General features: G+C 32.0%; 15 protein-coding genes, 1 tRNA gene and 1 riboswitch. Of the genes, 10 read left to right on the top strand and 6 right to left on the bottom strand.

Features of this window, described 5'->3' with window-relative positions; all coding sequences use genetic code 11:
• Positions 1 to 3: 3 nt before the first annotated feature.
• Both B3578_RS08390 and B3578_RS08385 read left to right on the top strand, forming a co-directional pair.
• Complete coding sequence (locus tag B3578_RS08390) at positions 4 to 525, top strand: DUF4833 domain-containing protein (RefSeq protein WP_286495691.1); 522 nt, start codon at positions 4 to 6, stop codon at positions 523 to 525.
• A gap of 46 nt (positions 526 to 571) precedes the next feature.
• Positions 572 to 1,696 carry a GNAT family N-acetyltransferase gene (locus B3578_RS08385; protein ID WP_291047809.1) on the top strand — a complete coding sequence of 375 codons (1,125 nt, stop codon included), beginning with the start codon at positions 572 to 574 and terminating at the stop codon, positions 1,694 to 1,696.
• Between the two features lie 413 nt (positions 1,697 to 2,109).
• Here B3578_RS08385 and B3578_RS08380 read toward each other — a convergent pair.
• Positions 2,110 to 2,191, bottom strand: a tRNA-Leu gene (locus B3578_RS08380).
• Positions 2,192 to 2,308: 117 nt separating this feature from the next.
• Between B3578_RS08380 and B3578_RS08375 the strand changes: the two genes are divergently transcribed.
• On the top strand, positions 2,309 to 2,680 hold the full coding sequence (locus B3578_RS08375; RefSeq protein ID WP_019976879.1) for a DUF3127 domain-containing protein: 372 nt from the start codon (positions 2,309 to 2,311) through the stop codon (positions 2,678 to 2,680).
• An 82-nt stretch (positions 2,681 to 2,762) separates the two neighbouring features.
• Positions 2,763 to 3,395 (top strand): leucyl/phenylalanyl-tRNA--protein transferase, encoded by a 633-nt coding sequence (gene aat / locus B3578_RS08370; protein WP_114998700.1) that lies wholly within the window; start codon positions 2,763 to 2,765, stop codon positions 3,393 to 3,395.
• A gap of 40 nt (positions 3,396 to 3,435) precedes the next feature.
• Here the strand turns inward: aat and B3578_RS08365 are convergent, their stop codons facing one another.
• The 3 genes from B3578_RS08365 to B3578_RS08355 all read right to left on the bottom strand — a co-directional run bounded on the left by B3578_RS08365 (position 3,436) and on the right by B3578_RS08355 (position 5,722).
• A complete protein-coding gene (locus B3578_RS08365) occupies positions 3,436 to 4,206 on the bottom strand; it encodes a DUF3108 domain-containing protein (protein ID WP_114998702.1) in 771 nt (256 codons plus the stop codon).
• 109 nt (positions 4,207 to 4,315) lie between these two features.
• Positions 4,316 to 4,606: a NifU family protein gene (locus B3578_RS08360; RefSeq protein ID WP_114998704.1), complete on the bottom strand. Its 291-nt coding sequence runs from the start codon at positions 4,604 to 4,606 to the stop codon at positions 4,316 to 4,318.
• Between the two features lie 15 nt (positions 4,607 to 4,621).
• On the bottom strand, positions 4,622 to 5,722 hold the full coding sequence (locus B3578_RS08355) for an Mrp/NBP35 family ATP-binding protein (protein ID WP_114998705.1): 1,101 nt from the start codon (positions 5,720 to 5,722) through the stop codon (positions 4,622 to 4,624).
• Positions 5,723 to 5,856: 134 nt separating this feature from the next.
• On the opposite strand from B3578_RS08355, the gene B3578_RS08350 reads away from it, so the two are divergent.
• Both B3578_RS08350 and B3578_RS08345 read left to right on the top strand, forming a co-directional pair.
• On the top strand, positions 5,857 to 6,318 hold the full coding sequence (locus tag B3578_RS08350) for a DinB family protein (RefSeq protein WP_038336414.1): 462 nt from the start codon (positions 5,857 to 5,859) through the stop codon (positions 6,316 to 6,318).
• Between the two features lie 32 nt (positions 6,319 to 6,350).
• Positions 6,351 to 6,848 (top strand): GNAT family N-acetyltransferase, encoded by a 498-nt coding sequence (locus B3578_RS08345; protein WP_114998707.1) that lies wholly within the window; start codon positions 6,351 to 6,353, stop codon positions 6,846 to 6,848.
• Positions 6,849 to 6,898: 50 nt separating this feature from the next.
• On the opposite strand, the gene B3578_RS08340 is transcribed toward B3578_RS08345, so the two are convergent.
• Positions 6,899 to 7,732 (bottom strand): alpha/beta hydrolase, encoded by an 834-nt coding sequence (locus tag B3578_RS08340; RefSeq protein ID WP_291047801.1) that lies wholly within the window; start codon positions 7,730 to 7,732, stop codon positions 6,899 to 6,901.
• A 109-nt stretch (positions 7,733 to 7,841) separates the two neighbouring features.
• On the bottom strand, positions 7,842 to 8,414 hold the full coding sequence (locus B3578_RS08335) for a nitroreductase family protein (RefSeq protein WP_291047799.1): 573 nt from the start codon (positions 8,412 to 8,414) through the stop codon (positions 7,842 to 7,844).
• Positions 8,415 to 8,486: 72 nt separating this feature from the next.
• On the opposite strand from B3578_RS08335, the gene B3578_RS08330 reads away from it, so the two are divergent.
• The 4 genes from B3578_RS08330 to B3578_RS08315 all read left to right on the top strand — a co-directional run bounded on the left by B3578_RS08330 (position 8,487) and on the right by B3578_RS08315 (position 13,409).
• A complete protein-coding gene (locus tag B3578_RS08330) occupies positions 8,487 to 9,248 on the top strand; it encodes a hypothetical protein (protein WP_291047797.1) in 762 nt (253 codons plus the stop codon).
• Between the two features lie 15 nt (positions 9,249 to 9,263).
• Positions 9,264 to 10,223: an aminodeoxychorismate synthase component I gene (locus B3578_RS08325; protein ID WP_221855634.1), complete on the top strand. Its 960-nt coding sequence runs from the start codon at positions 9,264 to 9,266 to the stop codon at positions 10,221 to 10,223.
• A complete protein-coding gene (locus tag B3578_RS08320) occupies positions 10,207 to 10,806 on the top strand; it encodes an aminotransferase class IV (RefSeq protein ID WP_114998715.1) in 600 nt (199 codons plus the stop codon). The genes B3578_RS08325 and B3578_RS08320 overlap by 17 nt, the downstream gene beginning before the upstream one ends.
• A gap of 58 nt (positions 10,807 to 10,864) precedes the next feature.
• A riboswitch (SAM riboswitch) is annotated at positions 10,865 to 10,968 on the top strand.
• 53 nt (positions 10,969 to 11,021) lie between these two features.
• On the top strand, positions 11,022 to 13,409 hold the full coding sequence (locus B3578_RS08315) for a TonB-dependent receptor plug domain-containing protein (RefSeq protein WP_221855632.1): 2,388 nt from the start codon (positions 11,022 to 11,024) through the stop codon (positions 13,407 to 13,409).
• Positions 13,410 to 13,414: the final 5 nt, after the last annotated feature.

The raw sequence follows: 13,414 nt of genomic DNA, 5'->3' as shown, positions 1-13,414 counted from the left end.
TCAATGAAAAACCTATTAATTATTTGTTCTATCCTTTTTTCTTTTGTTGTAAATGCACAACAAGGTTATCCTGTTCCTCCAAAATCAGAAAATAGATTATTTTACATTCAACACAACGACAATAAAAATACGTTTGTTTACGATGCACTTTTTTCGAGCAAAGGAATTTTAGATGCTAACAATCCAGTTGATATTTATCGCATTCTTTATGCTGAAGATGGTTCAAAAAAGCCCTTGACTTCTATACAAAAGAAATTGGCATATGGTTTAGATATTAAGAAAATTGAAAAGAATGTTTTTCAGTTGACATTGGTTTCTTATCCAACTCAAAAATTAACGCTTAAGCTTGATTCTCAAAAAAATCCAATTGTTCAAACAACTGTTAATAACAAGTTGATAACACTGAATCGTGTTTTCTTAAAACAGAAGAAAGGAACGGCTGGAATCTCCGTAAAGCTTGATTATATTTTATTTTACGGAAAAGATAAAAACGGAAAATCTGTAGAAGAGAAAATTGTTCTCTAAAAAAATCTCCCTAAATTAGAATCTGTAAGACGCAATTTAATAGCATATGATCGAAGTAAGAGAGGTGAATACGCCAAGTGAAATGAAGAAATTTGTCGATTTACCTTTTGAAGTGTATAAAGATAATCCGTATTGGGTGCCTTCTTTAAAGAAAGATGAACTCGCAAGTTTTGATAAAAATAATGCAATTTTTGAGACGGTTGAAGCTAACTATTTTTTAGCTTACAAAGGAAAAGAAGTCGTTGGACGAATTGTTTCGATTATTAATTGGACCGAAGTAAAAGAACTTGGAAAGACTAAAATTCGGTTTGGTTGGTTAGTTTTTAAAGATGATATCAACATTTTAAAAGCTTTATTAACAACTGTTGAAAACATTGCTAAAAATAATAAACTGAGTTATATAGAAGGTCCGATGGGATTTTCGAATATGGATAAAGCTGGATTATTAACAGAAGGATTTGATAAAGTTGCCACTTTGATCGGTTTATATAATTACGAATATTATCCAATATATTTGCAAGAATTAGGTTATCAACCAAAAGCCGAGTGGTTAGAATATTCTATTGATATTGCCAATTTGGGCAAGGTAAAGCAAATGGATAAATTGTGTGAAATGCTCAAAAAACGTTACGAAATAGATACGTATAAATTTGATACAATTGACGAAATGTTACCTTACGTAGATGAGATGTTCGATTTGTTGAATGTGACGTATGCAGAATTGCAAAGTTTTGTTCCGATAGAAAAATTTCAGGTTGAGCATTACAAAAAGAAATATCTAAAATTTCTTCATCCCGATTTTATTTCATGTGTAAAAGATAAAAACAACAAAATGATTGCTTTTGCGATTACGATGCCTTCATTTTCAAAAGCTTTCCAGAAAACGAAAGGAAAATTGTTCCCATTTGGTTGGTGGCATTTGATGCAAGCGCAAAAAAAGAACGATCATGTCGAATTTTATTTGATTGGAATTCATCCTCATTATCAAAATAAAGGTGTTAACGCCTTGATTTTTAAAGAGCTTTATGATCGATTTATAGCGAGAGGAATTAAAACTTTAGAGACCAATCCTTTGCTAGAGGAGAATACAAAAGTGCAACAATTATGGAAAAACTTTGATCCGGTTATCCATAAACGTAGAAAAACATTTTATAAAGATATAGAAGCATAAAAAAATGGTTAGAATCTAAATTCTAACCATTTTCTATATCAATTAAGGTTGTGGCTGATAATTTTTCGCATTATCTTCAGCATCATCATCAAACTAATCTCCAAATTTTTGCTTAACAGATTCTTTGATTTGATTCTATTTTTCTTCTAAATAATTATAAATTAATGTTTAAAAAAATGAAGAATAATTTCCTTAGAAAACTGCGAAGTAAATCAAAATAATGATGATAATTACAACCACTATAAATTCAAAAATGGGGATAGTTCTCCCTCCAGATTTCAAATTTCTTTTTCTTTTCGAATACATACCAAACAACTTGTAACCAAATAATTATCTAAATTTATAAAAAATATTATAAAGTAATAAGTCATAAAAAAAAGACTTTGAAATATTTTTCAAAGTCTTTGCTGTTGTACGGGCGGGGAGACTCGAACTCCCACACCTTGCGGCACTAGATCCTAAGTCTAGCGTGTCTACCAATTCCACCACGCCCGCTAAAATCTCACCGATTTGGATTGCAAATATACACAAGTTTTCTTTCTAACAAAATTTCGAAATAAAATTTTTTTAATCTTTTTTTACATTCTAAATTTGTACAAAGCTTTTACAAAAATGGAAATTACAGGAAGAATTAAGAAAGTATTTGAAACTCAAAATATTACTGCAAGTTTCAAGAAAAGAGAATTTGTTGTTACAACGCAAGAACAATATCCACAAGATATTTTAATTGAGCTTACACAAGATAAGACTGATGTGTTGAATGCTTACAAACCTGGTGATGAAGTGAAAGTTTCTATCAATATTCGTGGTCGTGAGTGGATTAATCCAGAAGGAGTAGCAAGATATTTTAATACAATCCAAGCGTGGAGAATTGAGAATATGGCGAATGCAGCTGCACAAGCACCTCAAGGTTACGATAATTTTGCACCAGCGCCTCCAGTTGATACTTTTTCTAATGGAGATGATGATGATTTACCATTCTAAGTAAAAAAACATCAATTAATACTAAACGTGTTCTTTATTGGACACGTTTTTTTAATTTTATATAAATTATACACAAAACGATATGTATTGGTTAAGTTCTGATTTAATCTTTCCTGATTACGATGAAGTGAATAGCGAGGGAATTATAGCTGTTGGAGGAGATCTTTCGCCAGAACGCCTAATTTTGGCTTATCAGAAAGGAATTTTTCCTTGGTTTAATGAAGAAGATCCAATTATTTGGTGGTTTCCACAAGATCGATTTGTTTTATTTCCAGAAAATTTACATGTTTCGAAATCGATGAAGAAAGTTTTTCGAGATCAAATATTTACGTATTCAGAAAATAAAGCGTTTCGAGAAGTGATTACAAATTGTTCGCAAGCGTATAGAAAAGATCAGGACGGAACGTGGATTACAAATGATATGATCGAAGCATATTGTACGTTACATGAAATGGGAATCGCTAAAAGTATTGAAGTTTGGCAAAACGACGAATTGGTTGGTGGTTTTTATGGAATTGATATGGGCGATGTTTTTTGTGGAGAAAGTATGTTTGCGAAAGTGAGCAATGCTTCCAAAGCTGGTTTTATACAATTTGTTGCAAAATACCACAAGAAATATAAATTGATCGATTGTCAAGTTTATACCGAACATTTAGCGAGTTTGGGTGCAATGGAAATTCCGAGTGATGTTTTTTTGGAATATTTGGAGAAATAAAAAAAAGCGAAATTCGGATTTCGAACTTCGCTTTTTCAATTTACTTCGTAAAAGTAATAGGATATTTTAAATTTTTATATTCATTTAGATCTGCATTTAACGATCCAACTAATAAACCCGCTTTTATTTTTAGCGGAACTAAGTTATCATCGTCAGAAATCCACATTGTAACCGATTCTGATTCTTTGAAAACACGACCAGATTGTACATACGGACGAATTTTGATTGCTGCAATTTTTCCGAATTTTGTTTTTAGGGTTTCACGTCCCAAAACTTTCAATCGAAATTTAAGCGTTTCATCACCAAGAAAAATATTTTCGTTCAAATAATCTCCTGTTTTAAGAGTGGTATGATTGGCATTACGTAAGCTATAAAAAGCAGAAAGTAAATCTTGCGCATCGTAAGGAATCGTTTCTGTTGTAACTTTTCCATCTCGTTTATTTTCAACTTTTGCTTTTCTATTGGCATGATCAAAATAATAGATTTGATGACGTTTGTAACTTCCTTCTACAATATTTCGAACAAATTTTGTAGGTTTCAAATCTGTTTTGTCAATATACGATTCGTAATTATCATCTACCTTAAAAAAAGCACGCACAGCACCTGTTGAAGTTCCTTTTCCTATGATGTGATAATGGCTTTTTCCATTCAATGTAGCTTCTCTTACATCAATGGAAGCAAAACCTGCATTCAATCCAGAATAATGAACTCTAAATTTTAGATTTTCGCCAACTTTGTAGTTGTTTTGAGCATTTAAAGGCAATGCAAATGAAAGGACAATAAAAGTAAAAAATAAAATATATTTTTTCATTTTGAATTTTTGGTTTTGAGGTTAAGATTCAAATTGTTTGCCAAAAATAATAAAACGCCTTTATAAATTGATATAAAGGCGTTTTAATTTATGAGAATCTAATGATATTCTAATTTTCTTCTTTTAAGGAAGATATTTGATCTGCTTCAGTTGAAGTTTCAAAATCTGAAACATTGATAACCGAAACTATTTCTGGAACATATTTTTTGATGGTCATTTCAACACCAGACTTTAAGGTCATTTGGTTGACAGAACATGCTATACATGCACCTGTAAGGCGAACTTTTACAATATTATCTTCTACAGATACTAATTCGATATCGCCTCCATCTGAATTTAAGAATGGTCTAATTTCAGTTAAGGCCTTTTCAACTTCTGAATATTTTTCTTCTGGAGTCATGATCTTTTACTTTTTTTAATTTTTTGCCGAACAACCTGCCATCGTTGTAATACGAACGGCTTCTGTTGGAGGCAAAGTATTGTTACGTTCTACTAAACTTTGTACTGCGTTACGTGCAATTTCTTTGTAAACATTAGCTACAACAGTATCTTCTTGCATTGCAGCTGGACGACCAACGTCAGCAGCTTCGCGAATAGATTGTACAATTGGAATTTCGCCTAAGAAAGGAACACCAATTTGTTCTGCTAAGTTCTTTGCACCATTTTGTCCAAAGATATAATATTTGTTGTTAGGTAATTCTTCTGGTGTAAAATACGCCATATTTTCTACAATTCCTAAAACTGGAACATTAATCGCTTCCATTTGGAACATTCCAACTCCTTTTTTTGCATCTGCTAATGCAATATTTTGAGGCGTAGAAACTACAACAGCTCCTGTAATTGGAACTTGTTGAACGATAGATAAATGAATGTCACCTGTTCCTGGAGGTAAGTCGATTAATAAGAAATCTAATTCTCCCCAATGTGCATCACGAATCATTTGATTCAATGCTTTTGCAGCCATCGGTCCTCTCCAAACAATTGCTTGATCTGTATCAGCAAAGAATCCAATTGATAATAATTTAATTCCGTAAGCTTCTACTGGTTTTATTTTCGTTTTTCCATTAACTTCTACAGAATATGGACGAGCATCTTGACAATCGAACATAATTGGCATAGAAGGTCCGTAGATATCAGCATCTAATAAACCTACCTTGAATCCCATGTTTGCTAAACTTATTGCTAAGTTTGATGAAACAGTAGATTTACCAACACCACCTTTACCTGATGCTACAGCGATAATATTTTTAACACCTGGCAATTCAGAACCTTTGATTTCGTTCGGATTTTTTTCTTCAACTTCAACAGAAATGTTAAGTTTAAGATTTGACTCAGGTAAATTTTCTTTAAATGCATTTTTCAACGCAATTTCCAAACGCTTGCGTTCGTGCATTGCAGGCGAAGGAGAAACAATATCCAATATAATATCATTTCCCATCACTTGAGCGTTACGCATCCAATTGCGAATACCTAATTCTTCTAATACTTGATATATTTGATCTCTTGTGTAAGCCATCTTTTAATTTTAATGAGACAAAATTACGAAGAATCAAAGACTTTAAATAATCTAAAAACGTGATTTTAATTGTTTTGCTTTATAATTTGATAAATAGACTTAATTTGATGTATATTTAAACTTTAAATCTGACTATGGAAGAGCATATTATTTATCTGACGAATATAAGAAAACAGATTATTGATGAGCTTGAACAACACTCTCTGAAACAACTACTTTATATACCTGTTGGCTATAAAAACAATTTGTTTTGGAATGCGGCTCACGTTTTGGCAACACAGCAATTGATCCATTATTATTTAACCGATAATAGGATGTTGGTCGATATTCAGTTTATTCAGAAGTATAAAAAAGGAACAATCGGAAATACGGAAGTAACGGAAGAAGATGTGACAGAATTGAAGGAAATGTTGGAAAGTACACCAATGCAGATGTTCAAGGATTATCGTTCGGAAAAACTATCGTATTATCGATCATATAAAACAAGTTTTGGTATGACGTTAGAATCGATTGAAGATGCAATTTTGTACAACAATATTCACGAAGCAATGCATTTGGGCTATATGATGGCGATGAAAAAGAATATTCCTTTTTAAAATCAAAAAGAGAATAAAATTTAAAAATTTAGATGTTAACATACAGAGATGCTAAACGAAGCGATTTAGAAAAAATAACAGAAATTTATAATTCTACAATAGCTTCGCGATTAGTAACTGCCGATACAGAACCAGTTTCAGTTGAAAGTAAAGCAAAATGGTTCGAAGAACATTCACCTGAAAAAAGACCACTTTGGGTTGTAGAAAATGAATTGAAAGACATTGTAGGTTGGGTAAGTTTTCAATCTTTTTATGGAAGACCAGCTTATGATGCAACTGTAGAAATTAGCATTTATTTAGATGCTATGCAACGTGGAAAAGGTTTAGGAAAACAAGTGTTGGAATATAGCATTACGAAAGCAGCAGAATTTGGAATTAAAACGATTTTAGGTTTTATTTTTTCGCATAATGAACCAAGTTTAAAACTATTCAAACATTTTGGTTTCGAAGATTGGGGAAATTATCCCAATATTGCAATTTTAGACGGAATAGAAAGAAGTTTAACTATTTTAGGAAAACGAATCGCATAAAAAACCCTCACTTCATTTGAAGTGAGGGTTTTTTGTTTATCAGATAAATTTTATTTACCAATACTCCAAATCAGTGCTTTTTCTTTAGTTGCTCTGTAAATTGTAGCATGTTCTTCTTTCGGTTCTGGAGAATAATTCCATTTTAGGTTTGGAAGTTTTTCTTGTGTTAAAATATTCTTCAAATCATCTGTATAAGGCAAAATATCACTTGCTCCAGATCCTGCAAACCATAACTTTTTTGGAGTTAAAGGAAATTTAGCTAAATCATTTTTTGCATTTAATAGCATTTTGTGATCGTTCCACCAAAGTGAAGGATCAATTGCGATATAATAATCAAACATTTCGGGTTGTTTCAGGAACGTTTCCATAATAAATAATCCAGCCAACGATTCGCCAATAATTCCTTTATTATTTTTAGTGCGATACTTTTTCGTGATTTCAGGAAATAACTCATCCTTGACAAAGCTTCTAAATTCATTAGAACCTCCCACAACATCGGCTATTTTTTTATCTTCTTCATTTTCAGTTGGTGGACTCAAATCTTTGCGACGTTGTATATTTTCTATTCCAACCAAAATAACTGGTTTTATTTTTTTCGAAGTAATCAAACTATCTAATGTGTTTGCAATATGTGGAAAATCTTCTTTTGTTCCGCCATCAGGCATATACAAAACGGATAACGAATCCTGAGAAGTCGAATATTCTATTGGAACCCAAACATTAATAACTCGTTTTTCATTTAGAATTTTAGAATCAATTGTAAATGTTTCGTGTTTCGGGATTGGATCGTTGTAAACAGGCAGATTAGAGTTTTTGCAAGATGTAAAAAAACTAATAGAGATTACAACTAATAAGTAGTTAAAAATCGATTTCATGTATTTCATATTAAAGTATTTATTCAAATATACAAAAATCATAAAGAGTTGATTTTCTATTTAATAAAAAAGACCACTAAAAAATAGTAGTCTTTCTCAAATTATTTTCAGAAGATTTTTAATATTCTAAAAATCTCACTTTATCTTCGATTGGTTGACGAATAGCTTCTGGGATTTCTCCATCAAATTTTCCCATATAGAAAACACCAACACATTTTTCACCTTCTTCCATAGTTGTAAACTCATCAACATTGGCGATAATATTTGCTGGAGAAGACCAATATGCACCAATCTTTAGCGCACTTGCCATTAACCACATATTCTGAACTGCCATAGAAGTAGCAGCTAATTCTTCCCATTCAGGATTTTTTTCTGTGTTGATAAAATTGATTAATACAATTTTATTCGACTTATCACATTTCTCAATTAATGCATTTATTTTTCTGTCGCTCAATTGATCTGTTGGCGTTCCTTGCACATAAACACGCTTTACGTATTCGCGGAAACGGTCTTTTGCAGGCCCTTCTAAAACGACAAAACGCCAAGGTTCTGTTTTTTTATGAGATGGCGCCCAATTTGCTGCATCAAAAATTTGATTCAATTCTTCGCGCGTAATTTCTTCTTGATTGTATTGCGGAGGAAATATAGAGCGTCTATTTTTTATGATTGATAATAAATCGTTTGCATTCATGTTGTACCAATTATTAATTTTATTCTACTAATCAAGCAAATTTACATTAATTTCAATTAAACCAACGTTAAGATGAAAACATTAGACTACAACAAAATTGAATATTACAAAAACAATAAATTCCAATTTGATATCGGGAAATATTTCAATCAATCATTAGAACTTTTTCAAAATAATTGGCAGCCATTTGTTATTTATGCTCTTGTTGCAGCTATTATTTATATGTTTACTTCCTTCACTATAATCGGATTGCTTTTTGTGATGTATCCACTTATAATGGGATTTATGATTGGTGCAGAACGTGCCGAAAACAAAATGTCGTTAGAGCTAGGTGACTTTTTTGGAGGTTTCAAAAATATAGGAAGCTATTTCCTTTTAACACTTATCGTAATGGGAGTCGCAATAGTTGTAATGTTACCATACATTATTTTTTCTTTTTTACCACTTATGTTTAATGATCCCGAAAATGTAAACCCAGCATTAATGATTGGTTCATCGCTTTTTGGTATGTTATACATCTTAGTGGCGACAGTATTTTTATTGTTCTTACAAGCGTGTATTTATCTGGCTCCGTATCTTATTCATTATGGAAATATGAGCGCTATTGACGCAATGAAAACTTCTTATGCAATCGTAAAAAAGAATTTTTGGTGGATGGTTCTAATAGCTATTGTTGTTAGTCTGGTTGCTTCAATAGGAGCTATTGCTTGTTATGTAGGTGCGTTAGCAACTTATCCAATTGGCTATATGATGGTTTATTTTATGTTAAAAGATATGATTTTGACAGATGATGAAAAAACAGAAATTGATCTACTTGGTACAAACCAAGAATAATATTAATTTTATCGAATGTTAGCAAAGCATTCGATTTTTACGAAAATGAATGAATTGGGAGCTGCAAAAGTTCCCTTTTTTTTTATGATCGATTTTTTGAAAGAAAATGGAGAAGTAGTTCCGTTAAATGAATTACCTGATGAGATAAAATTTGAAGTAGATTCAACAAAAAAAGAATCTTTTCAGAAAGATTTTAAATTCAATAAATTCCCGATTTCTTTCGACGAATATTTGCCAAAATTCAATTATGTTCACGATAATCTTTTGTTTGGAAATTCATATTTAACGAATTTAACGCTTCCAACAAAAATTGAAACTGATTTGACTTTACACGAAATTTTTCAGTTTTCTGAAGCAAAATATAAACTGAAATATAAAAACGAATTTGTTTGTTTTTCTCCCGAACGTTTTGTGAAAATTGAAGATCAAAAAATCTTTTCAAATCCAATGAAAGGAACCATTGATGCCTCGATTCTAAATGCGAAGCAACTTATTTTGAATGATGAAAAAGAAGCTGCCGAACATGCAACAATTGTCGATTTAATCAGAAATGATTTGAGTCTTGTTTCCGAAAATGTTGAGGTGATAAATTATCGCTACATGGATGAGGTGAAGACAAATGATGCAACACTTTTGCAAGTGAGTTCTGAGATAAAAGGCGATTTGAATGATGATTATTATCAAAATTTAGGAACGATTTTCGATCAACTTTTACCTGCTGGTTCTATTTGCGGTGCGCCCAAAAAGAAAACCGTTGAAATTATTTTAGAAGCCGAGAAGTATCATCGAAATTTTTATACAGGAGTTTTTGGTGTTTTTGATGGCGAAAATCTTGATAGTGCTGTGATGATTCGTTTCATCGAAAATAATCAAGGTGAATTATTTTTCAAGAGTGGAGGAGGAATAACAGCAAAAAGTAAGGCAAAAGCAGAGTACGAAGAATTAATACAAAAAGTGTATGTTCCAATTTATTGAATCGATTTGTTGTGTAAACAAACAACTTCGAAATTTAGAATTTCATCAAGCGAGATTTGATCGAACAAGAAATGATAATTTTACTGAAATCAATCCGATTTTATTGGACGAAATTATTAAGTTTCCTACAGATTTAACGGACGAAAAATATAAAGTTAGAATTGTTTATGATCGTGAAATTCAATCGGTAGAATTTCAATCGTATCAAATCAAACCCATTGAAAGTATTCAACTTTTTGAGATCGAAAATAAAATTGATTATTCCTACAAATATTTAGATCGTTGGTTTTTTGATGAATATTTAAAAGAGTCAAAAACAGATGATTTGGTCTTGGTAAAATCAAATTATATTACAGATTGTATTTATTCGAATATTGTTTTTTTTGACGGTTCTCAATGGATCACGCCACGAACTTTTCTGTTGAAAGGGACAATGCGAGAAGCTTTGTTACAATCAGGCGAAATCATTCAGAAAAATATAAAAGTTTCAGATTTAGTTAATTTTAAATCATTCAAACGAATCAATGCGATGATGAATTTAGACGAAAGCCAAGAATTGGATATTTCGTTGTTAATTCAATAACTCTATGAAATTGATAGAGTATTGTTTGCGTTTTCATTTTTTAACATTACCTTTGCATAACTTATCAAGAAAGGTGGAGGGATTGGCCCTGTGAAACCTTAGCAACCAGATGACTTATAATCTAAGGTGCTAAATCCAACCTATTAGAGGGAAAGATGAGTAAAAGTATTTCACTTTTATCTGTTGGTTTCTTGAAAGTTTTATGATAATTAAAAATGAAAAGAAACAAATTTTTACTTGCTTCATTCGCATTTATTTGCGCATCTACACTTTTTGCTCAAGAAGTTGAAAAGGAGGAAACAAATCTTAACGAAGTTATTTTAATCGGTGGTCGTACATCAGAAAGAACGGTGGTTAATTCGTCAGTTCCTGTCGATATTATCGATGTTGAGAAATTGAAAACGTCTTCTCCTCAATTGAGTGTGAATGATATTTTGAATGTGGTTATTCCTTCTTTTAATTCTGTTCGTCAATCATCTGCCGATGGAACGGAGCATATCGATCCTGTGACATTGCGTGGAATGGGACCAGATCAGGTTTTGGTTTTGATTAATGGAAAACGACGTCACACAACTTCGTTGGTGAATTACCAAAATACAGTTGGAAATGGTTCTGTAGGAACAGATTTAGGCGCAATTCCGATTTCAGCAATTGATAAAATTGAAGTTTTACGCGATGGTGCGGCTGCGCAATATGGTTCTGATGCAATTGCGGGAGTTGTAAATATTGTTTTGAAATCTAAACCAGGTGGTGACGCGTCTTTGACGTATGGTCAGACTTCTCGAAATGATGGAGAAACGTACAATTTTAACGGAAGTTATGGAACGAAACTAGGACAATCGGGTTCGATTGTTTTTTCGGCTGTTGTAAGTGAACGTAAAAAAACAAATCGCTCGAAAGATCATAATTTAGATATTTTTGGAGATAATTTCGCGTACGATTTTGCAGATGATCCAGATGTAGCAAGAGCTGTGGATGACGCTAAAATTGCTGCTTTAGGGCTTTCGAGAAAAGATTTTAGATTTCAAATTGGAGATGCGGCAATCAAGAATCAACAATTTTTTGTAAATGCTGAAACGGCGATTAATGATCGATTAGATTTTTATTCATTTGGAGGAGTTTCGTTGCGCCAAGGTAATGGATTTGGTTTTAGAAGATTGCCAAGTGAATTGTCTGAAGATGCGTTAAAAATTTATCCAAATGGTTTTCAAGCAACGTTAAAATCTAATGTAAATGATTATTCAAATTCTACAGGATTACGTTATTCATATGATGGATGGAAAGTTGACTTGAGCAATACTTTTGGATTAAATTCATTCAAGTATGATTTAGAAAATTCAATTAATCAATCATTAGGCTTAAATTCTCCAACCGATTTTTACGCTGGGAAACATCAATTTTTACAAAATACAGTCAATTTAGATTTTTCGAAACGAATCAATCAAAATGTTAGTTTAGCGTTTGGAGGAGAATATCGTTTTGAACAATATAAAATTGAAGCTGGAGATGAAGCGTCTTATTCAGGTTCTGGATCTGAATCTTTTGTAGGGTTTTCTCCATTGAATGTTGTAAAAGGTGATCGTCACTCAGTTGCGGCTTATGTAGATGGAGAATTGAAATTTGGAGATTTTACGGCTGATTTAGCTGGACGATTTGAAAATTACTCAGATTTTGGAAGTACAATCAACGGAAAATTAGCGATGCGATATGAATACGCAAAAGGATATTCGGTTCGTGGAGCGATTTCGACAGGATTTAGAGCACCTTCTTTACAACAAAAATATTTCAGTAATTCGTATACCGATTTATTCTTGAATGATAATGGTGATCAAGTTTTGGTAACAAAAGGAATTATTCGAAATGAGTCTGAATTGTCGAAAGAAATTGGTTTGGATAAATTAAAAGAAGAAAAATCAATCAATGCAAGTTTAGGTTTAACATTTCGTCCGACTTCAAAATTATTTATCACATTGGATGGATATTTTATAAAAGTTGATGACCGAATTGTCTTAACTTCTGATATCACAGATCCTGCTTTAGAAAAATATAATGTAGCGACAGCGCGTATTTTTACGAATGCAATTGATACAGAAACCAAAGGTTTGGATTTAGTAATTTCCTATGATACTCGTTTAGGTCGAGGAAAATTGAATGCAAGTTTATCAGGAAATATCAACGAAACAAAAATTGTCGGTTATCATTTTCCAACAGCTTTAACAATTCCAACGGAAGAATTTTTTGGTCCTGATCAAGTCAATATTATCGAATCATTAAGTCCAAAAACAAAAGCAACTTTAGGATTGAATTATGCAATTTCTGGATTCAATTTTATGGTGCGTAACACGTATTTCGGAAAAGTGACAAAAGATGGATATCCTTGGGGAAGTATCCAAGAACATACGGGAAAAGCGGTGACGGATGCTTCGATTGGTTATGATATTACAAAGAATTTCAACTTTACAATTGGTGCAAATAATTTGTTTGATGTTTTCCCAGACAAGCAAGTTTATGAGAATTCTTATTATGGAATTTTTCCGTATGCGCCAGTTCAAATGGGGATGACAGGAGCGTATTATTTTGCACGTGCAAGTTTTAAATTTTAATCAAT

It is taken from the genome of Empedobacter sp. UBA1574 (assembly GCF_002322895.1).
GTDB classification, from domain to species: Bacteria; Bacteroidota; Bacteroidia; order Flavobacteriales; family Weeksellaceae; genus Empedobacter; species Empedobacter falsenii_B.
The sequence above is the reverse complement of the archived record's forward strand: the minus strand, read 5'-3'. Positions and strand labels throughout refer to the sequence as shown.

Coding starts and splice junctions, on each gene's coding strand:
- B3578_RS08390 (WP_286495691.1), top strand. CDS start 4: ATGAAAAACCTATTAATTATTTGTTCTATCCTTTTTTCTTTTGTTGTA.
- B3578_RS08385 (WP_291047809.1), top strand. CDS start 572: ATGATCGAAGTAAGAGAGGTGAATACGCCAAGTGAAATGAAGAAATTT.
- B3578_RS08375 (WP_019976879.1), top strand. CDS start 2,309: ATGGAAATTACAGGAAGAATTAAGAAAGTATTTGAAACTCAAAATATT.
- aat (WP_114998700.1), top strand. CDS start 2,763: ATGTATTGGTTAAGTTCTGATTTAATCTTTCCTGATTACGATGAAGTG.
- B3578_RS08365 (WP_114998702.1), bottom strand. CDS start 4,206: ATGAAAAAATATATTTTATTTTTTACTTTTATTGTCCTTTCATTTGCA.
- B3578_RS08360 (WP_114998704.1), bottom strand. CDS start 4,606: ATGACTCCAGAAGAAAAATATTCAGAAGTTGAAAAGGCCTTAACTGAA.
- B3578_RS08355 (WP_114998705.1), bottom strand. CDS start 5,722: ATGGCTTACACAAGAGATCAAATATATCAAGTATTAGAAGAATTAGGT.
- B3578_RS08350 (WP_038336414.1), top strand. CDS start 5,857: ATGGAAGAGCATATTATTTATCTGACGAATATAAGAAAACAGATTATT.
- B3578_RS08345 (WP_114998707.1), top strand. CDS start 6,351: ATGTTAACATACAGAGATGCTAAACGAAGCGATTTAGAAAAAATAACA.
- B3578_RS08340 (WP_291047801.1), bottom strand. CDS start 7,732: ATGAAATACATGAAATCGATTTTTAACTACTTATTAGTTGTAATCTCT.
- B3578_RS08335 (WP_291047799.1), bottom strand. CDS start 8,414: ATGAATGCAAACGATTTATTATCAATCATAAAAAATAGACGCTCTATA.
- B3578_RS08330 (WP_291047797.1), top strand. CDS start 8,487: ATGAAAACATTAGACTACAACAAAATTGAATATTACAAAAACAATAAA.
- B3578_RS08325 (WP_221855634.1), top strand. CDS start 9,264: ATGTTAGCAAAGCATTCGATTTTTACGAAAATGAATGAATTGGGAGCT.
- B3578_RS08320 (WP_114998715.1), top strand. CDS start 10,207: ATGTTCCAATTTATTGAATCGATTTGTTGTGTAAACAAACAACTTCGA.
- B3578_RS08315 (WP_221855632.1), top strand. CDS start 11,022: ATGAAAAGAAACAAATTTTTACTTGCTTCATTCGCATTTATTTGCGCA.